Genomic DNA, 18,632 nt, shown 5'->3' with positions numbered 1-18,632 from the left:
TCCACACATTGACCACATCAATAAAATCAGGCCCGCTCAATGCGGGCTTATTCATTCTCTTGTAGCCATTCAATTCTGGCTGGCACCGACTGCCAAAAGGCTGTGATTGCATCAGAAAAATCATCGAACTGGCTCTCTTTGACCCTTATGTCATCATATTTCGCTTTATAACGTCGCCCATTAAGTGAAGCCTCGACAACGTGCTCGTCAAGATACTCTTGATGATGGTCACAGATTTTCTCAAATGAAGGCCCGCTTCCATGTTTATAAGCATTTACAAGATGATGCATGACAATAATTTTTTTCATAGGGCTAGAGCATCCAACATCCCAACCATTACTCGCCATAAATTCACATAGTTTGGCTATGCTGGCCTTCCAAATCTGTGCAGTACTATCTTCCGAGAAGCTAAACCTCATTTCTTTCACTAACCATCCTCGGAACTCCTTGTCCCAGTTGTGATAAATCGCTGCCGTAACGGAAAGGAGAGTGATTTTTTTCATATCTTCCAGCATAGAGTAATGAGAGTACGCTTCCTCACGCACCTGATCCCAGAAACTCCCCCAATCCACGTCCTCATTATTTGCAAAGGCAGGCTGCAAGGACTCAGCATGTTCTTTAAAGTACTGATCAGCCTCGCCATCAATATCACTGAACTGAGCAACTAGCCGTGTCTTGCACTGCTGGCTGTAGAAATTATGTTTTTCAATAAAGCTCCTGCGCTCAGGTTCATACATTTGGGCCAATAAAGACATGCTTCCTCCTGCTAATCGTCGGCAATAAAAAACCCCGCATTGCGGGGTTTCTGTTTTCTTCAGAGTGATAAGGCTAACTGGTCATCCCCATAGTGGGAGCCGGGAAAAATATCTTTCGGCACGCTGTGCGCGGCTACCGGGCTGACCTGGTTCAGAAAATGCTCTACGGAATCCAGAGTAGTAAACGCGGCACCGCAGGCAAGGTTATTGCACTGGTGGTAACTGCGGCGAGTCATCTCGCTGATTCTTACGCTGGTACGGGTTTTGGCGCTGGCGTTGCATTTCGGGCAGGTGAACATAAAACCTCACCACTATCTGATTAAACTCGCCAGCATTTTAGGATAACTCCGAAAAATAATCTATTCCGTTTCGCTTGTTTCTTCAGCACCTTCCCAGCCAGTGATCCGCACCTCCAGCTCAAGCCCGGTCATAAATCCGTTATCGTCAATGGTATGAGTCACCCGGTTAATCACCCAGTCTGCCGCATCGATCATTGGTTTAAAGCCACTCACGTTCGCGTGCAACTCTGGGTACAAATCCTCGCGGCCGCGTGCCAGAGTAATGCTAAATTCAGCTGCGCCGCGCTGAAGCTCAGCCCATTTGGCCGCCGCCGCACGCCGGGCAGCCCGCTCAGTCTTAAACGTTTTGCGTATGACAAATACGTTACCTTCAGCGCCTTCGACGTAATCGCCTTCTTTCTTGCTTGAAGCAGGCGTAACGGTCACTGGCTTTGTTTTTTTCCGGCGCTTTACGGCGGTGGGCTTTTTCTTACCGAAGTTCAGATCAAGCCAGTAAGCCTGAACGCCTGTGTACGCATCGCGATCAGCAACCCGGAATGAATGCCCGTCCCCGCTGGCGCGGGTAATCATTACCGACGGCAGCACGCGGCCACTTTGTGAAACTCCCATCCCCGGCACGATAAACAGTAACCGGCCATTTTTAATCGTTGCAACAGCGCCGATCATTTCAGCCATGCGCGTCAGGAAGCTGATATCGGATTCACTGGTCTGGTCAGCGTGGTCTATCTCCACATCCTTCAGTGACGCACTGACCGCAGGGATCAGGTCATAGCGACCGGCAATAGCGGAAACCACCGCCCCCACGGTGATGTTATGCCAGCTGTATTCCCGCTTAACGTTGAAGTCCTCACGAAAATCCGCACTTCGGGCGGTGATCACCAGACGGTCAGGCGGCCCCTGGTGGGTAATTTCATCCACCGTATACACACCTTTATCAACCAGAGGCTTATTAGCCCAGCCGATAGCAACAGCGATTTCCGCACCTCTCGGCGGCATGACAACCATCCCGTCAGTATCATCAATCGTCAGCTCCAGCCTGTCCGCTTCAAAGCCGCGGTTATCCGTCAGCGTCAGCGACATCAACCGATCATCCAGACTTGTCAGCACCTCGCCTTTTACCATCAGCTCAAATGCTGGCTGTGGTGATAAATCGTCATCAAATATGTTCAGCATAAATCCCCCTGCCTGCATCCTCGCCCGCGTGAGGACTTCAGTCAGCTGGCGCAGGTTGTCAGCCGCCAGCGACAATCGCCACAGCGTGAAAAGGTTGCCCCGCTTCACGATGATGTATTGCACGCATCAACCAGAGGCAACAAAGCATGAGTGAAAATTACCACCACGGCGTCCGGGTCAAAGAAACTACCGACCTCAGCACAATGATCCGCGATATTGATACCGCCGTTATCGGCGTGGTCTGTACCGCTGACGATGCTGACGCCGTTACCTTCCCGCTAAACACGCCAGTATTACTGACGCGTGTCCGGGATTATCTCGGTAAAGCCGGGAAAAGCGGCACGCTCTACACCACCCTGAAAGCCATCTCTGACCAGGCCAGCCCGAAAACGGTTGTGGTCCGCGTTGCGGATGCATCAAAGGTTATTCCTTCTGAAGGTGAAACTGCCCCTACGCAGGATCAGCTGGCTATTGGCGGCGTCGGTGCAGATGGTCGTTATACCGGCATGTTTGCACTACTGACCGCAGAACCGCGCACCGGTGAGCACCCCCGCGTGCTTGCAGTACCGGGACTCGATACAAAAGTCGTGGCGCTCCAGCTGGCCGTTATCGCTGAAAAGCTGCGGGCTTTCGCTTACGTCGGCGCGAACGGTTGTAAAACCATCGCAGAGGCAAAAACGTACCGCGAAGACTTCAGCGAACGTGAAATCATGGTGATTTACCCTGACTTCATCGCCTATAACAGCCTGACCGCTGCGAATGAAACCATTCCAGCTGCGGCCTACGCCATCGGCCTTCGTGCGAAAATCGATGCCGAACAGGGCTGGCATAAAGTCCTGTCGAACGTGCCTGTATCAAACGTCCTGGGTATCTCCGCAGACGTTTACTGGACGCTCCAGGGTGACGATACCGACGCTGACGATCTCAACAGCAAAGGCATCACCACGCTGATTAAGCGTAACGGCTTCCGCTTCTGGGGATCGCGTACCTGTGACGCTGAAACCTACTTCTTCGAAAGCTATACCCGCACAGCGCAAATCCTTGCAGACACCATCGCTGAAGCGCACTTCCCGTACATTGATAAGCCGCTCACGCCGTCGCTGATTAAGGACATTGTGGATGGCATCAACCGGAAAGGCGCGGCGCTGGTGACGGCCAACCGCCTGCTGGGCTTCGAGTGCTGGTTTGATTACGCCGGGGATAACACCCCCGAAGCCCTGCGCGATGGTAAAGCCACCATTCGCTATAAATACACGCCCGTGCCGCCGCTGGAACACCTGGAGTTAATTCAGGAATTCACGGATGAGTACATCGCAACGTTCGCCCAGGCCTGAGGAAAAAAATCATGGGATTACCAAGCAAACTTTTTTCCTGGAATACCTTCGTTAACGGCGACAGCTTCCTCGGCATTGCTGAAGAGATCACCACGCCAAAGCTGTCCCGCAAGACCGAAGATTACCAGGGTGCCGGAATGCCAATGGGCGTGTCCATTCATCTCGGATTTGAAGCCGGGGCCGCTGATATGGAAATCACACTCGGGGGTCTGGATGCACGTCTGCTAAAAACTTACGGCGCAACGATTGACGGCGTGCAGCTGCGCTTTGCCGGTTCATACCTTGACGATACAACCGGCCTGTCCATTCCCTGCGAAATTCAGACGCGGGGACGTGTGCAGGAAATGGACTGGGGCAGCGCGAAACAGGGTGATAACACCTCGCATAAATACACGCTGAAAAACACATACGTCAAAATCACAATCAACAACGAAGAAGCCTTTGAGCTGGATGCGCTCAACATGGTCTGGAAAGTCGATGGCGTAGACAAGCTGGAAGAACATCGCAAAAACATCGGCCTGTAACCAGCCAGCAAACAACCCCGCCGGGGGCAATACCGCGCCCGGCACTTAAGAGATTTTTATCATGGCAAAATCTATTCCACTGTTCGCTCCTATTACTCGCGGCACAGGCACTATCAAAGAGGTCACGATCACTGACGCTATGAAGCAGACCGGCTCACTGCGAGGCCTGAAGCTGTATGACGTCATGACCAGCGATGTTGACTCCCTGATCAAACTGCTGCCACGTGTCACCAGCCCGGCACTGACTGAAGTGGAAATCTCCGCGCTTCACCCGTCTGATTTTGCGCAGTTCGCGGCGGGTATCGCTGATTTTTTGGCACCGCAATCGGAACCGAACGAGACAGCAACGCCAGAAGCGTAATCCGCTGTCCGACGGTTGATACTGACGAACTAATCGCAGATATCGCCGTAATTTTCCACTGGCAGCCGTCAACCTACGACACGATGCCAGTGGGAGAATTTCTTACCTGGCATAAGCGTGCGTTGGCCCGTAATGGACAGGAAGAATGACAGATCGCAATTTAAGCATCAGGGTAGCCTTCAGCGCTATCAACAACCTCTCCCGTCCAGTGAGCGCGGCGCAAAAAAGCGCCGCCTCTCTGGCGTCACAGATTAAAGCCACTCAGACCAGCATGAAGGGGATGGAGCGCAACGCAGCCAGTTTTGACCGGTTGTCGAAAGCATCGGAAACCACTGCACGTCAGCTGGCTGAAGCCCGCAAGAAATCAGAAGAACTCCGCGCATCATTCGGCCCGGCTAAACAGCGTACCGACGCACAGACAGCGGCACTCAAAAGCCAGTCTGACGCAGTGCGCCAGCTATCCCGCGCCCACAATGAAGAAAAAGCCAAACTTAGCAGCCTCCGTTCATCACTGATGCAACACGGTGTTTTGCTAAAGGGAGGCAGCACCGCAACAGACCAGATCACGCGCCGAACGCAGGCCTATAACCGACAGTTATCCGAACAGCAGCGCAGATTAGTTGCCGTCACCCGGGCGCAGCAGCAGTATCAACACGCGAAAGAAACCCGGGAAAAACTCGAGGGCGGCGGGGTGCGCATGATGGCTACCGGTGCAGCCATCGCCGCCCCGGTAGTGGGCCTGATTACGAGTTATGCCAGCTTTGAAAACTCAATGAAGGGTGTGGCAAAACAGGTTAACGGGATGCGCGATGATAACGGCAATCGTACCGCGCAATTTTATGAGATGCAGAAGGCCATTAAAGAAGCCAGCGAACGCCTGCCGATGGAGAATGGCGCGAAAGACTATGCCGCCCTGGTTGAAGGTGGCGCACGCATGGGCGCGGCCAATGGTGACGATCCGTGGGAAAAGCAGAAAGCCGATTTACTGGCGTTTGCCAATACCGCCGCGATGGCATCCACCGCTTTTGAACTCCCGGCAAGCGAGCTATCGGAAAGCCTGGGGAAAATTGCAGGCCTGTACAGCATACCCACCCAGGAAATTGAGAAGCTTGGTGACGTCCTGAACTACCTGGACGACAACGCCAAATCGAAAGGTTCGGACATTATCGACGTCCTGCAACGCATCGGGGGCGATGCCGACAAGCTCGACTACCGCAAAGCCTCCGCGCTGGCATCCACCTTTCTGACGCTGGGCGCTGCGCCGGAAATTGCCGCCAGCTCAACACATGCGATGGTTCGCGAACTGTCTATCGCTACGCAGCAGAGCGATAACTTTATGCAGGGGCTTGACGCTATTGGTCTGAGCGCTGAGAAGATTCAGAAGCGTATGCCCGTTGATGCGATGGGCACGATCCTGACAGTGCTGGAACAGGTCAAGAAATTACCCGCGTCCGATCAGTCCTCCGTTCTAACGCAGATTTTCGGCAAAGAGTTTGGCGGCTCCGCGCAGAAGCTGGCAAACAACCTGCCTGAATTGTACCGCCAGTTGAAACTGGTGAACGGGGAAGCCGCTAAAGGCTCAATGAAACGCGAGTCAGATATCAACCTGGACTCCGTAGACGCGAAGTGGATGACCACTAAAGCAGCGATGCAAAACTCATTCAGCAGCCTGGGTGAAACCCTTCGCGGCCCGGCGATGGAAGTCATGGGTTATGCAACGAAGATGATCCAGCGCTTCCGTGCATGGGCTGAAGCAAATCCCGCCCTGGTTGCCACGCTGCTGAAAGTCGCCGTAGCCGTGGGCGTTGCCCTTGCCGTGCTTGGTTCACTGGCGCTGGCCGTTGCCAGTATCCTGCTACCGATGGCCGCCGTGCGTCTCAGCCTGTCGATGCTGACCGGTGGGCGGGGCTTCGGCGGCCTGCTCCCTTCTGTGGGCGGCATGGCGTCAAAACTGAAGAACCTCGGCCCGCTACTCAGTAGCACCGGGCGCAGCGTCAAAGATTGGTTACCTATCTTCCGCTCCGCTGGCTCAGCGGCCAGCAACCTCGGCAGCAGCATCCTTGCAACTGGCCGTAATGGCATCGGTATGGTTTCCCGCATGGGAAGCTCAACCGGCTCAGCACTTACCACCCTGTTTACGTCACCGCGTACCGCCCTGGCAGCGCTCGGCAACGGCCTGCGATCATTAGCAACAGGTGGTTTTGGCACGCTCCTCAGCGTGGGGCGCACCGTTTTGACGGTGCTGGGCGGCGGCCTGTCCGTGTTGCTCAGCCCGATTGGCCTACTTGTTGCAGCGCTGGCCGGTGCGGCACTGATGATCTGGCGTTACTGGGAACCCATTAAATCTTTCTTCAGCGGATTCTGGTCAGGCCTTATCAGCGCTATCGCTCCCGTTAAACAGGCGTTTGCTCCGCTGGCGCCTATTTTCGACGGCATCGGCAACGCGATCAGTCGGGTGTGGAACTGGTTTAAGCAATTGTTTGAGCCTGTAAACGCATCCGCTGAGACGCTACGTGAATGTACTGAAGCTGGCCGGGCATTCGGTGAAATCGTTGGAAAAGCAATCTCCGGCGTTGTCAGCGTTATTCTGAAAGTGGCTGAGGGCATCGGCTGGCTGCTGAAAAAACTGGGTGCGATTCCTGAAGCGGCTAACGCGGCGAAAGAAGTGGCCGGTACGATGGATGCCGTAGCCCCTCAGGCGAAAAAACCCGTCGTTTACGTGTGGGACAGCAAACAGAAAAAAATGATCGCGCAGGAGTGGAAACCTTCAGCTCCTGCAATCAAAGCCGCTGGCGACAATGCACCTAAACCCGCAGCTCCAAAAACAACGACGCCTCCGCCTGTGGTTGCCCCTGTACCCACTGCCGAATTAAGCGGCCCGAATCTGTCCAAAAAAGACAGAAAAGGTAAGAAAGAAAATGCCGGGTCGGGCCCGGGCGAAATGCCACAGCCCGCAGCGATTGAAAAGCTGGGCGAGATTGTCTTCAAAAAGCACCCGCCGGTGATGCCTGTGATCGGCTCGTATGCAGAACCCCGGATAGCAGCTGCACACAGTCAGGCGCAGTCACTCACCAGCCGACTCGGCAACGCTGTTTCTGGTTTTGCCAGCAATGTGACGGGATGGCCAGCACGGTCAAATCTGCCCGGCGTTCCTGTTCCGGTAACCGCTACAGCACGGCCAGATCCGGCCATGCTCGATAAAGGAGTGGGCGATATTTACCTGACTATCCACTTTAACGGTGCAGAAAGGCATGACGCTAAAGAGATCGCTCGAATGGTCAGAGACGAATTAAGAAGTGCGATGCGCGAATCCGAAACACGTAAACGCTCACAACTCAGAGACAGGGAGTAACACCCCATGATGATGGCTTACGGTATGTTCATTTTTATGCTTGATACCATCCCCTATCAGTCATTCCAGCAGGAAACCGCCTGGCGACATGTGAAGAATGACCGGATAGGGAAGTCTGCAAAATGGCAGTACATCGGTACAGGCGAAGACAACATTACCCTGACCGGCACGCTGTACCCGGAAGTGACCGGGGGCGATATGTCGCTGGAGGCACTGCGAACGATGGCTTACGGTGGCAAGCCCTGGCCGCTTATTGAAGGCACCGGTTTTATCTACGGCATGTTTGTTATTGCCGGGATTACGACAAACAAAACGGAATTTATGAGTGACGGTAAAGCACAGAAGATTGAGTTTACCCTCAGTCTGAAAAAAGTCAGTGAGGATATCCGAGAGAAGCTGGCGGGAATTACACTCGACGATATTTTGTCACTTGTATAAAACAAAGGGAGCCAACCGGCTCCCTTTGTTATTCTGGTATTTTCGGCCATGTTATTTCTGGTGCAACAGACAGTTCCAGACGGTTCAGAGCAATACGATACTGCCTCCATTTCTTCAGCAATACGATCTCTTCTTCAGTCTCTTCCCCCAAGTCAACGGCATCCGCTAAAGGGGCAATCGCATAATCAGCATTAGCCCTGAGTTCGTCGCGTTTTGCTTTCGTTTCAGCAATTAAATCATCCTGGGTACGTGCAGGAGGTGGAATAAGAATTGGATTCCCGCCTGTATCAGCAGATATTGAGTAGCCTAGCCCGCTGGCTGACAGCAACTCTTCCCTTTTTTCTAATGTTATTTCCACTAAGTCCGGCGGCCAGGTCCCTACAACCTCAGATTCTGACTTATTCGACTCATTATAAAAACCAAGCGTTTTTGGGCTGAAATAAATTTTGCTCGTCATATTAGTAACCTATTGCAAGATAAATGCCTGATCTAGCGGAGGTATCGCCAGTTCCTTTTGTGATTAAGCCACTGACATTCGTCAAGCTACCAGCCTCGAAACCGATCTGATTATTAGAACCTCCGTATGAAACGGGTATGATCATGATACATGTATTAATAAATGCCTCTTTGAACGTGACCGTTGTCGTTGATGCACTCGAAGCGCTTACGCTAAATGTTCCGTACTGAAATTTCATACCACTCGGCAGAGACTGCGCGCCAAGCGTCGGACTCATACTGCTGGAAAATGAACTCATATCCGGGACCTGACCTGCCCCTGAGCCAACACTTCTTTTTGCAGCATCTCCCAGGCCGAGGTTTACAAGAAACTGAGCCACGTTATTAATATCAGCACCGTTTTTTGTGATATCCATTTTCCCGGCCAAAGCACTCAGTACCGTCGTTGAGAAATGCGCATCACCACCGAGTGCATCCGCAAGCTCTTTCAGCGTATCCAGCGCCGCAGGCGAACCGGACACCAGTGCCGCAATTGCTGTCTGTACAAAAGCGGTGTTTGCCAGCTGCTGCGAGTTATTACCCGCCTGGGCCGTTGGTGCCGTTGGGGTGCCGCTCAGTGAGGGGCTTACCGTCGTTGCATAGTCAGCTGTCACGCTTTTAACAAATGCCGTTGTCGCTAACTGCGTGCTGTTGTCAGCCTTCGCCGCAGTCGGTGCCGTTGGCTTTCCGGTAAACGCCGGGCTTGCCTTCTGCGCATCCACATAAACTTTGATAGCAGCAGCGGAATCATCAACATATTTACGCGTAGCAAGCACCACGGACGGGTCAATCTTCAGCGTCACAGCATCAGTGCTGTTTACGATCAGGATCATACGCACGGTCTGCGTGCGCCCGCTGCCCTCCTGAAGTAGCGGCTTATACGTCTCAGCGCAGTTCGCTACGGCAATCAGCACACCATCAGCATCAAACAGGCCAATCTCACGAATCCACCAACCGCCCTCGTCTTCAGGGATCACCTGCTCAGCAATAATCTGACTGCTGTTCGCAGCGTCGACACTGAGTGAGTTAAGCGGGGCGCGTCGCTTTTCACCAATTAGTGCGGTCTGACTGGCGTTCGGCGATGGCAGCACGCCACCACCGTCACCCAGCGCCATATGGGTAATCTGTAATTTCGTACCCAGCGCGGCGGCGTTTGCCAGCTTCCCCGCGCCCAGGGTGGTCAGAATTGCATAGTATTTTGTTGTCATGCGTTTACTCTCACGCTGTCAATAATGTGAACCGCGCTGGCGCCATAGGTGCCGCCGCTAACGGTGATAACTTCGCTGATATACGGATAAACGGTCAGCTCATCCCCGGAATAACAGGCCGCCGCAACCGGCACACTGCCGCTGGACTGCAAATTAATCGACATACCCACCAGATGACGGCTTACAGGTTTTGCATCACTGATCAGCCGCTCAAGCTCCTGATAGGTTTCTTCACTGATACCCTGGTCCTGTACGCCGATATCCAGTCGAAACGTGCCGGGGGTTTCATCGTTCTTCCACCATTCAGTTATGCGCAGCAGAAAACCGAACGGCTCAACAACACGGCGGATTGCGGTTGTGGTTCCCTTGTGCTGATGGATATAAAAAGCATCCTTCACCACCTTGCGCTTAACGCTTTCCGTCCAGCTTTCATCCCAGCGATCAACAGACCAGGACCATGCAAGATAGGGCAGCAGACGCACAGGGCAGGTATCAGGGTTAAGCAGATCCCGCAGCGGTACGCTGAGGTTTGCCATATCACTACAGGCCGCTGCGAGTCTGCGCTCAAGGTCGGTTGCAGACGGCGGCAACATGCTATTCATCGGTCCCACCATTGGTCACCACCGCGCCGGTGCAGTAAGCCGCCTGAGTGTTGTCGAGCACCACATTAGAACCCGGTGATACCAGCTCTACACGCTGCACCCCTTCCACATGCAGGGCGGCATAAATGGCGGACAGGTTGATATCACGTCCAATACGTGACTGCCGCAACGCGTAGGCATTGAGGTTAGCGCGGGCTGCGGCGAGAACTGGCTCAGCTTCCGGGCCGGGCAACAGAAAAATCTTTGCCTCAATTGCATAGCTGATGATTTCTGCCGATTTGACGCTTACCCGATCAGCAACCGGGCGCACGCTCTCATCATTTAGCGCTGACGAGACAACGCCGATCAGATCCGCAGCTGCTGTGCCATCGCCTTCACGGCTGAGGACAGTCACCACCACTTCAGCCGGTGACGGGCTGATAGCACGCGCATCAGCAACACGCCCGTCAGCACTTTTGGCGTGATACTCATATGCGGCTGTCGGCCCGGCCACAGATAAGCCTTCGAATGCCGCTGGAATGCGGCTACGTAAATCCTCATCGCTCTCCATCACTGCGGCGACCGACGGAATTGCCGCGGTATCCGCAGCGTTCACCGTCAGTCGTTTAACGTTGTTATTTGCGGCCAGCTGGTCAAGGTCAGCACCGCGTGAATAGGCGACCATGAGCGCCTGCGCTGCTTCATTAACGCGCTGGCGTAAAAGCAGCTCACGATAAGCACTTTCCTGTAGATGTTTCAGCATCGGCTCAGACTCCAGCTCCAGCGTCTGCGCTATTGCGGCCTGTTCATCAGCCGGGTAAAGCGCGATCAGCGCCGCCTTACGTGCGGCAAGGATTACTTCAAAATCCAGGCTCTCAACGATTTCCGGCGCTGGCAGCTGCGAAAGGTCAATAACTCCACTCATAGCGTGATATCCGTTGTGATGGCACCCAGCGAATCGCTGCGCTGCGCTGTGATTGTCATAGTCCGCCTGCCATGCCCGGCACTCTCAAAAGTGACGTTTGTCGGCGTGATACGCGGCTCCCACTTCCACAGCGCGATAACAGCAGCAGAGATCAGCCTCAGCCGGGTCACGTCGTTATCAGGCTGGTCAATCAGAGAGAAGATTGCAGAGCCATAATCACGACGCATCAGACGGCTGCCGGACGGCGTAAGCAAGATGTCTGCAATCGACTGCTTAAGATGGTCATCACCCTCAACCGCTGCGCCGTTCGCACTGTTCATACCTTTCCATTCACTCACTGCGGGCCTCCGGTTTTACTGGGTCCCGATTGAACACCGCTGTGAACATGGGTATGAACCACAACGCCGTTAGACGACATATTCCCGCCCCCCTGGGTGACCGTTCCGTTTATCACCACATCAGCATTAATAATCAGTTGTGACAGGTTCAGGGTCATCGCTCCGCTGGCATCGACCAGCGCATTTTTAATACCGGTGACACTCCTCATCCCGCTGGCCGGGTCATAACTTACTTTTGCCCCGTCCGGGTAGCGTGTGACATGTGAGGTCTGGCTTGTATCCGGCGGCAGCGCATCAGCACCGTAAAGACTGAAGGCGATGAAGGCATTTTCGAGATCCCCCCCAGGGGACAGGATTACAACCTGTTCCCCCACCGCTGGCGCCCACCACGTCTGTGCATCACCGGCACGCTGTGCACCCCACCTTATCCAGTCAGTTGTATTCCCTCCGACCTGCACCCGCGCCACGTATTCCAAATAGTCCACCTGGATCACAATTCCGACACGGATCAGGTTTTGCAGCAGTCGTGCCGATTCAGCCTGTGTCATTGCCCTGCTCCTTCAATCACGCCCATGATCGCATCAGTGATACTGTCGACTTCAGCAGGGGTCAGCCCCAGCAACGGACGCGCCGGGTATTTCGCGCTGGCGCGGTGCGCCACTTTATCCGTCAGCCCGTACTGATGGACGGCGGCAATCCGGCCCGCCCGGCCCTGGAATCCGACAACCGCAGCATCCGGGTATGCCGTCGCCTTCAGGAAGCGGGAACCCCGCAGCCGTCTAAACATCGGGTCTTTCTTCTCTTTCACGTCCGTTTTGCGTGACAGGTCAATGCTGAGATAACGCTCAATATCAGCCCGGATGAAAGAGCGAATACCGCCCTTATCCTCATCAAAGCCGGTGATCATGCGATCACCGTAGCGCCCTTTGCTGCTGCGCCAGTTCCGCAACCGGCGCACCTGCCCGTTATGCAGAAAACTGATACCGCCCTGGGTGCGTAGCTTCTTTTTCTTGCGGGCCGGGTAAGCTGTGCCGTCCGGGCTTTTCTGCTGGCCGATGCGCTTTTGCTGGCTGCGGCGGATATCTGTTGCCACCCTGCGGGCCATGCTGCGGCGCGTGGTGGGTTTCGTGACGCCCAACACCTGCCCGATAATGGCGTCCAGTTCGTGAAACATCAGCTCACGGGTCATTACTCACCATCCCGCAGGGTCTGCGGTGTGCCGTGCTGATTAACGGCAAGCAGGGTTTTCCAGTCACCGATCATGTCATCGGTTCGCTTAGGCTCTGTACGATGCACCGTTGCTAATTTCCCGTTTTCATCTCTGGTGACGATCACGTTTTCAGCAGCGTTGATAACAAAAAGAATATCGGCGGTGCCGTTATTCAGGATTTCCGCATCAAAGCTGATGCCGTTCTCACGGCGGGCCGGGTTAAACAACAGCTCGGATTGATACTCAAGCGCCCACTGCAACAACGGAATGGCAAGGTCATCAAGATCGCCTGGGTAGTCCATCGCCAGCACGTTCAGCTCATATTTGTAAGCGAACGATGGTGACGGAGTACCAGAAGCCAGAATATTGCCCTTCGTGACATACACTTCCAGGCGATCAGGCTCCTGCTTAAAAAAGGGGTTGTGCGCGACGATGGCAGCACGAAGCAATTCACTTTTCAGCATGTTCAGCCTCCTCCCGCTGCTGCTCAATTTTCAGCGCAGCGGCTTTGTCTTTATTGGCGCTGTCGAGCGCATCAAGTAACGCGTCCGTCCACTCCAGCGCCTCACCGTACAACATCCGTGATCCGCTAAGGTGCGGGTAAGGCACTGGCGTTGCCTGAAGCAGCTCCGCCGGAATGGGCAGGCACTGCGCGGGGACGTATACCGCCCGCACGGTCGAGCAACCTGCGTTCAGCAGCAACAGGCACAGGCTCAAAGGCACAGCGATCACCCTGTAATTCCGCCCGTAATGCTGCCCGGCGCAACTCCCCTTTTTGCCGATCGCGTTCTTTTTCATTTACCCGTTCCGCCGTTATCACGCTGAAAATTTTCATGGCTAACTGGACGTTGCCGATCACCGCATTCGCACTGTCCAGCTGACCAGCGACCTGCTTTACTTCCGCCCTGGCCAACTGCGCTGACTGCCTGAAATACACACCGAAGAAGATGGCCAGCACGGTCAGAACTGCCGCCACGGCACAGAAGATCCGGGAAATAATCATCACTCCTCCGGTGTCAGACACATCAGCCGCTCAGCTTCACGACGTTTAACAAGCCCCGGTAGCTTGCGGCCTGCGGCATTAACGAAGTCAGTCAGCCGGTTGCACATCTCCGGCCAGCGCTTTTCCTGCGCATAGCGCCACAGGGTTGTGCGCTGCTTTACGCCCAGTCGGTCGGTAAACCACATCAGATTGAGGCAGCCCATGTTGAACGCCGCCGACGTCATCGCGTCAAACTGCCCCTGAGTCAGCAGACGACCGTTAAAATTCCGGTCAATGCAGCGCTCAGCACGCTTGATATCCTCAACCCACATCGCGGCGATTTCGTTATCGCTGTACACATGGCCGGCGCGGATGCCAGTTGTTGAACCAATCCCGGCGGTCAGCTTGTCAGCCGGGCAAACATAGGGATCGCGGCGGCAAGATTCGGCATCGCCGATAAGCTCCAGCCCCTGTGGGCTGGTTCTAACTACCCCGGCATACTCCACACCGACAATCCCGATAATCACCGTGACAGCGCACATCAGCGCTTTCTTTCGAATACCCATCACGCACGCCCTCTTTTTTCCGTCCGGGCCATTTCCTGAAACGCCCCGACCACTTCATTCATGTTGTGGCTGCCCGCCTTATCGGCCAGCCGGTTCATGATGGCAGTGCGTTTTTCCTCTTCCTGTTCAACGCGCTGCTTATGTCGCTTGTTCAGCCGGTATGTCAGTATTCCCAGCACGATGCCGATCAGCGTTGCCCATTGCGTCAGGGAGAAAAGCCCCAGGGTAGTCAGAAAGGCTGACGGCAGGTAAGCGAGGAAAGAAACCACCCTGTCCATATTCAGTCCCATAGCTGCACCATCTCCGCCTGTGCCGCCGGAGCAATATCCGGCAGCGTAATTTCCTGCCCTGCCGTCATAAACGGACTTTTCTCACACAGACCGGGATTAGCGGCCAACACAGCCTCCGTCACCGCCCGCGTGCTGCCGTAGTGGCGCTGACATACAAGGTCGAGCGTGTCGCCCTGCAACGCTTTCACAATCATCAGACCAGCTCCGCCAGCCCGCGGCTGATGCCAAGAATGTCCCGGACAGCAAAGTTAGAATCCCGCCAGAGCGTGTCTATCTGCGAAGTGAGTGCCGCAGCGTGTTTCTCCCCCTGCCCGGTGGTGTCAACATCGCGATAACCCTCAGTCAGCAACGCTTTCGCTGCGCAGAACACAGCACGGCGATAAAGGAATACCAGTTCTGTCGTGTCATTAATTTCATCAGATGGCACAGCATCAAGTGACGCATAGCCTTCAGCCTGCTGCCCTATCCGCCACTCAGCCAGCTGACGGTTAATATTCAGTACAGACTCAGTGGTCGAATGCTTCAGCCGGTCAGTGGTAACCAGCCCGTTAAGACGCATATCACGACGAACATCCACCAGGCGGATTTCAGGCCAGAAAGGGCCACTTGTTACGCTGGCTCCGCCGTCATTGATATCCGGTGCATCCCCCTCAAGGGGGTTTATTGCTTTGCTGGCTACCAGACTCATGCTTTCACTCTCAAAAGGTCAGGCGGTGGACGGCGTGAAGAGATACAGCAATGCTGAAAACTTCCGCCGTGCCGCCTGGTGCGCGGGGGCACATTCTTTACTTAGCAGCCGCTGCCTTCTTTCCTGCGGCTGCCGTCTTATTCTTCGCTGCGGCTGGTTTTTTAACCCCAGCCGGGCGACCACGTTTTACCGCTGGCTTTACCTCCGGTTCCGGTGCCGTTTCGGTGCTCACTTCAGGAACCGCGATCACATCAACGACCGGCACAAGAGTATTCGCAGTCTGATCACCATCGATTACGGTGACCGCAGTCACTGCTGACGTTGGAATTTCAGTTTTCTGCCCTGAATCGCCATCGCTTCCCGCGCCAGCGGCCTCAATCAGCGCGGTCTTTTTCAGAAGGCGCTCCAGTTGCTCAATGTCACGCTTCACGCCAATGTCACTGAATTCACCGATGGCTTTTTGCAGATATTCCAGCGCTTCTGGCTGGGTTTCTGGCGCGGTGCGCAACGTGTACCCGATGGCTTTCCACAGTTTGGCGCGAACCTGCTCTGGCACGTCCTGCCCGGTTGTCAGCCCGTCCAGCGCCTTCAGCAAATCAACGCTGACGGTGGCGACATTTGCCTGTGCTTTGAAAGCAGCAAGCACCGGATCGCAGATTTCATCAATCAGCGTCACCGCTGCGGTACGCTGGAACAGGTCAGGCATCGCCAGCTGATGGCGGATCACGTACTCCCCGATGCGTAGCGCTTCCGCGATATTCCCGGCATCGATATGCCAGAGCATCACACGCGTCAGCACTTCATCAGCCTGGCCGCTGTCAGCCGCCAACGTGCCATCAATCCAGCCCTGATAATCGGGTAACAGCTTTTGCTTTTCTTCTGCCTTAGTTTCCTTACGCTGAATGCCTTTGAGGCGATTCATATCGATGCGCAGGCGATGCAAAATCTGCTCATACGCCGTCATATCAGCGAACGTTGTCACTCCGTTGCCACGGTTTTGCGCCATGACATTTTGAAAATGTCTTTTTGCCGGTGTCAGCATGATTCCCCCTGTCAGCCGGGACGATGGCCCCGGCATGGTCTGTGATTTATTCGCCTGCTGCTTCTGCGAAGGTGATCCCTTCAATCAGGCAGCCGAAACCATAATCTTCAACGACATAGGCATCGTTTGAGGATTCATAGGTGCTCACACGATTGTATTCAGGCTCATCTTTCAACATGCGGCGATGCTTATCTTCCATGTAGTACAAAGACAGGTTTTTAAAGGACGTCACCAGCATTGCGCCACCAGGGAAATACGGTGCGATGTAGGAACTGAGGCCGCCAATTTTATTGCTGGATAACAGCAACTGCCCCGCCAGCGTTTCGCTGTTAGGATTGGTCTGGCTCAGGCTGTTAAGTACCGCGTGCTCTCGGCCGCCGATAATGTCACGACCACAGATCACAACCAGGTCAGTGGAATCCTTATACCATTCGTCCAGCAGGTTATTTACCGCATCCTTAACCAGTGAGTCGGCATTCCCGTAATCACCTTTCGCAATGATTTTGTTATCTTCATCGCGGCTGGTCAGGGTGATGTTTTTCATCACTCGCTGAGGTGCATTTGTGCGGAATTGCTGAAGCCAGCCGATATTTACATCCTGCAAAAGAGGATTAACGGCCAGGTCAGATTTTTCAGCATGAGTAGTACCGTTAAAACCGATCATGATGCGATCCAGTGCGCGGCGAAGGATGATCTGATTAGATACACGCTGCTGGAAGTCCGGGAATTTCGACCACTGATCAAGCTGCTTATAGGTGATGTAGGTATCAAAATTCGTCTGCTCGCAGCGGTACTTATTGCTGTCCAGAGAATGTGCCGGACGCGGCTCACGGCGTACGGTAGTGCCGCTATTCGTGCTCGCAACAGGCCCAGAAATACCCAGCCCGATTTTCTCGTCCTCCTGCTCATCAACAGCGTAAACGTTGATTTTTTTCAGGAATTCGCTCGACTGCTGAGTTTTGTTTTCCAGCGTCTGCGCAACTGATGGCGCAATGCTGAAATGGGTGCCAACGTGCGCCACCGGGATACTGTTAAGCTTTGCCTGTTGAGTGGTGTATTTATCCCACTCAATGCGGGTAGTCGTTTTCATGTCTTACTTTCCTTAAAACGGTTGGGGGTTAACTTCTCAGCAGTCAGCCAGCAGCGATGAATCACCGTTGCCGCCCTTCGATGAGGGACGCTGGTTGTAGCTGTTGTCCTGCGATGCCAGCATTTCTTTCAGCTCAACCAGTTCTTTCCGAAGGTCTTCCACCTCTTTTGGGATGTCGGATAACGCGACCTGGCCCTGACTTAACGCCTGCACCTTGTCCAGGGTATCCGCCTGCGACTTCGCGACCAGCTCAACCGCGTCACGGATCTCAGAAGCTTCTGCGGAAAATTGGCGCTGACCTTTCGAAAGCAGGGCTTTGATGGTGCTGAAAAACTTATTGCCGGTTTCCGCAGCTGGCACGTCAGCTTCAAATTCCATTTGCGCTTCATGACCTTCAGCAAAGAAACAGGCCGGATCAGTCTTACGTGACAGCAGCGGGCGCACCCATTCACCGGCGCTGAATTTCAGAATTTCAGTCCCCAGGCTTGCCGGGCTGTCAGTGAGCGCGATACCCATCAGGTAGGCTTCGCCGGTGTCAGAAAATGAAGGATGAAACTCCGCGCTGGTATAAACCTTCTGGCGGGACTGGTTCAGAGCAATCAGTTCGGGGGTAGGGTCAATTTCCGCATACAGCGCCAGTTTGCCTTTGAGCGGTCCATCAGCGATTTCTTCTGCGGATACTGCTGTCACATCGCCATAGCAACGAAACGCGGAGTCCGGCAGTAAGCTTTTGAAGTGCTCCAGATTGACGCGGGCACCGTACTTTTCAGGACTGTAATTTTTAGCTGCCTGCTCAATGTGCAAACGTTCCACATTGCGGCCGTCAGTGGTTGCGCCTTCTACGGCAATGCGCACTTTTTTTGTCTTTGCCATTCTCAACTCCGGGAAAGGGTTTTAACTGCTGTGGCCCCTATCTTCTTTCCCGCAGGCAAACCGCGCCACACATGGGAATTGTCAGCGTTCAGCGACAATCTCGGCTGA

The 18,632-nt window shown here is 54.3% G+C and carries 26 protein-coding genes; 6 read left to right on the top strand and 20 right to left on the bottom strand.

Annotation, left to right across the window (positions count from 1 at the left end):
• Positions 1 to 47 precede the first annotated feature (47 nt).
• The 3 genes from FVB43_RS22690 to FVB43_RS22680 are packed head-to-tail and all read right to left on the bottom strand — an operon-like array spanning position 48 to position 2,227.
• A complete protein-coding gene (locus FVB43_RS22690; RefSeq protein WP_133846382.1) occupies positions 48 to 755 on the bottom strand; it encodes a hypothetical protein in 708 nt (235 codons plus the stop codon).
• 59 nt (positions 756 to 814) lie between these two features.
• Positions 815 to 1,054 (bottom strand): ogr/Delta-like zinc finger family protein, encoded by a 240-nt coding sequence (locus tag FVB43_RS22685; protein ID WP_133624021.1) that lies wholly within the window; start codon positions 1,052 to 1,054, stop codon positions 815 to 817.
• A gap of 60 nt (positions 1,055 to 1,114) precedes the next feature.
• On the bottom strand, positions 1,115 to 2,227 hold the full coding sequence (locus tag FVB43_RS22680; RefSeq protein WP_197931319.1) for a phage late control D family protein: 1,113 nt from the start codon (positions 2,225 to 2,227) through the stop codon (positions 1,115 to 1,117).
• 146 nt (positions 2,228 to 2,373) lie between these two features.
• Between FVB43_RS22680 and FVB43_RS22675 the strand changes: the two genes are divergently transcribed.
• From FVB43_RS22675 to FVB43_RS22650, 6 genes are all read left to right on the top strand, one after another.
• Positions 2,374 to 3,561, top strand: coding sequence for a phage tail sheath subtilisin-like domain-containing protein (locus FVB43_RS22675; protein ID WP_167864828.1), 1,188 nt, complete (start codon positions 2,374 to 2,376; stop codon positions 3,559 to 3,561).
• Between the two features lie 11 nt (positions 3,562 to 3,572).
• Positions 3,573 to 4,085, top strand: a complete 513-nt coding sequence (locus FVB43_RS22670) for a phage major tail tube protein (RefSeq protein WP_167864827.1) — start codon at positions 3,573 to 3,575, stop codon at positions 4,083 to 4,085.
• A 61-nt stretch (positions 4,086 to 4,146) separates the two neighbouring features.
• Positions 4,147 to 4,446: a phage tail assembly protein gene (locus FVB43_RS22665; protein WP_167864826.1), complete on the top strand. Its 300-nt coding sequence runs from the start codon at positions 4,147 to 4,149 to the stop codon at positions 4,444 to 4,446.
• Between the two features lie 83 nt (positions 4,447 to 4,529).
• Positions 4,530 to 4,595 (top strand): hypothetical protein, encoded by a 66-nt coding sequence (locus tag FVB43_RS24925; protein ID WP_320443530.1) that lies wholly within the window; start codon positions 4,530 to 4,532, stop codon positions 4,593 to 4,595.
• Complete coding sequence (locus FVB43_RS22655) at positions 4,592 to 7,798, top strand: phage tail tape measure protein (protein WP_167864825.1); 3,207 nt, start codon at positions 4,592 to 4,594, stop codon at positions 7,796 to 7,798. Before FVB43_RS24925 ends, FVB43_RS22655 begins: the two co-directional genes overlap by 4 nt.
• A 6-nt stretch (positions 7,799 to 7,804) precedes the next feature.
• On the top strand, positions 7,805 to 8,236 hold the full coding sequence (locus FVB43_RS22650; protein ID WP_133846387.1) for a phage tail protein: 432 nt from the start codon (positions 7,805 to 7,807) through the stop codon (positions 8,234 to 8,236).
• A 28-nt stretch (positions 8,237 to 8,264) separates the two neighbouring features.
• On the opposite strand, the gene FVB43_RS22645 is transcribed toward FVB43_RS22650, so the two are convergent.
• The 17 genes from FVB43_RS22645 to FVB43_RS22570 form a co-directional block, all read right to left on the bottom strand.
• A complete protein-coding gene (locus tag FVB43_RS22645; RefSeq protein WP_167864824.1) occupies positions 8,265 to 8,693 on the bottom strand; it encodes a tail fiber assembly protein in 429 nt (142 codons plus the stop codon).
• A 1-nt stretch (position 8,694) separates the two neighbouring features.
• Positions 8,695 to 9,939: a phage tail protein gene (locus FVB43_RS22640; protein WP_167864823.1), complete on the bottom strand. Its 1,245-nt coding sequence runs from the start codon at positions 9,937 to 9,939 to the stop codon at positions 8,695 to 8,697.
• Complete coding sequence (locus tag FVB43_RS22635; RefSeq protein WP_167864822.1) at positions 9,936 to 10,541, bottom strand: phage tail protein I; 606 nt, start codon at positions 10,539 to 10,541, stop codon at positions 9,936 to 9,938. The genes FVB43_RS22640 and FVB43_RS22635 overlap by 4 nt, the downstream gene beginning before the upstream one ends.
• The gene (locus tag FVB43_RS22630) at positions 10,534 to 11,445 is read right to left on the bottom strand and encodes a baseplate assembly protein (RefSeq protein WP_167864821.1); all 912 of its coding nucleotides are present in this window, start codon (positions 11,443 to 11,445) and stop codon (positions 10,534 to 10,536) included. Before FVB43_RS22630 ends, FVB43_RS22635 begins: the two co-directional genes overlap by 8 nt.
• On the bottom strand, positions 11,442 to 11,783 hold the full coding sequence (locus FVB43_RS22625; RefSeq protein ID WP_227535353.1) for a GPW/gp25 family protein: 342 nt from the start codon (positions 11,781 to 11,783) through the stop codon (positions 11,442 to 11,444). Before FVB43_RS22625 ends, FVB43_RS22630 begins: the two co-directional genes overlap by 4 nt.
• Entirely contained in the window at positions 11,780 to 12,331 is a 552-nt protein-coding gene (locus FVB43_RS22620) for a phage baseplate assembly protein V (protein WP_133846391.1), read from the bottom strand. Before FVB43_RS22620 ends, FVB43_RS22625 begins: the two co-directional genes overlap by 4 nt.
• Complete coding sequence (locus FVB43_RS22615; RefSeq protein WP_167864820.1) at positions 12,328 to 12,972, bottom strand: phage virion morphogenesis protein; 645 nt, start codon at positions 12,970 to 12,972, stop codon at positions 12,328 to 12,330. Before FVB43_RS22615 ends, FVB43_RS22620 begins: the two co-directional genes overlap by 4 nt.
• Positions 12,972 to 13,457: a phage tail protein gene (locus FVB43_RS22610; RefSeq protein WP_167864819.1), complete on the bottom strand. Its 486-nt coding sequence runs from the start codon at positions 13,455 to 13,457 to the stop codon at positions 12,972 to 12,974. The genes FVB43_RS22615 and FVB43_RS22610 overlap by 1 nt, the downstream gene beginning before the upstream one ends.
• Entirely contained in the window at positions 13,444 to 13,668 is a 225-nt protein-coding gene (lysC, locus tag FVB43_RS24920; RefSeq protein WP_422718038.1) for an Rz1-like lysis system protein LysC, read from the bottom strand. The genes FVB43_RS22610 and lysC overlap by 14 nt, the downstream gene beginning before the upstream one ends.
• Positions 13,583 to 13,996, bottom strand: coding sequence for a hypothetical protein (locus tag FVB43_RS22605; RefSeq protein ID WP_167864818.1), 414 nt, complete (start codon positions 13,994 to 13,996; stop codon positions 13,583 to 13,585). The genes lysC and FVB43_RS22605 overlap by 86 nt, the downstream gene beginning before the upstream one ends.
• The gene (locus FVB43_RS22600) at positions 13,996 to 14,541 is read right to left on the bottom strand and encodes a lysozyme (RefSeq protein WP_167864845.1); all 546 of its coding nucleotides are present in this window, start codon (positions 14,539 to 14,541) and stop codon (positions 13,996 to 13,998) included. Before FVB43_RS22600 ends, FVB43_RS22605 begins: the two co-directional genes overlap by 1 nt.
• Positions 14,541 to 14,831 (bottom strand): HP1 family phage holin, encoded by a 291-nt coding sequence (locus tag FVB43_RS22595; RefSeq protein WP_167864817.1) that lies wholly within the window; start codon positions 14,829 to 14,831, stop codon positions 14,541 to 14,543. Before FVB43_RS22595 ends, FVB43_RS22600 begins: the two co-directional genes overlap by 1 nt.
• Positions 14,822 to 15,025 (bottom strand): tail protein X, encoded by a 204-nt coding sequence (locus tag FVB43_RS22590; RefSeq protein ID WP_133846395.1) that lies wholly within the window; start codon positions 15,023 to 15,025, stop codon positions 14,822 to 14,824. The genes FVB43_RS22595 and FVB43_RS22590 overlap by 10 nt, the downstream gene beginning before the upstream one ends.
• Positions 15,025 to 15,519, bottom strand: a complete 495-nt coding sequence (locus FVB43_RS22585) for a head completion/stabilization protein (protein ID WP_133846396.1) — start codon at positions 15,517 to 15,519, stop codon at positions 15,025 to 15,027. Before FVB43_RS22585 ends, FVB43_RS22590 begins: the two co-directional genes overlap by 1 nt.
• Before the next feature lie 97 nt (positions 15,520 to 15,616).
• Positions 15,617 to 16,561: a phage terminase small subunit gene (gene gpM, locus FVB43_RS22580; RefSeq protein WP_133846397.1), complete on the bottom strand. Its 945-nt coding sequence runs from the start codon at positions 16,559 to 16,561 to the stop codon at positions 15,617 to 15,619.
• A gap of 46 nt (positions 16,562 to 16,607) precedes the next feature.
• Positions 16,608 to 17,651, bottom strand: coding sequence for a phage major capsid protein, P2 family (locus FVB43_RS22575; RefSeq protein WP_133846398.1), 1,044 nt, complete (start codon positions 17,649 to 17,651; stop codon positions 16,608 to 16,610).
• A 36-nt stretch (positions 17,652 to 17,687) separates the two neighbouring features.
• Positions 17,688 to 18,524, bottom strand: coding sequence for a GPO family capsid scaffolding protein (locus FVB43_RS22570; protein WP_133846399.1), 837 nt, complete (start codon positions 18,522 to 18,524; stop codon positions 17,688 to 17,690).
• Between the last annotated feature and the right edge of the window lie 108 nt (positions 18,525 to 18,632).

It is taken from the genome of Erwinia rhapontici, assembly GCF_012271765.1.
Taxonomy (GTDB): Bacteria; Pseudomonadota; Gammaproteobacteria; order Enterobacterales; family Enterobacteriaceae; genus Erwinia; species Erwinia rhapontici.
Note: the sequence above shows the minus strand (reverse complement) of the source record. Positions and strands in the feature narration are given on the sequence as shown.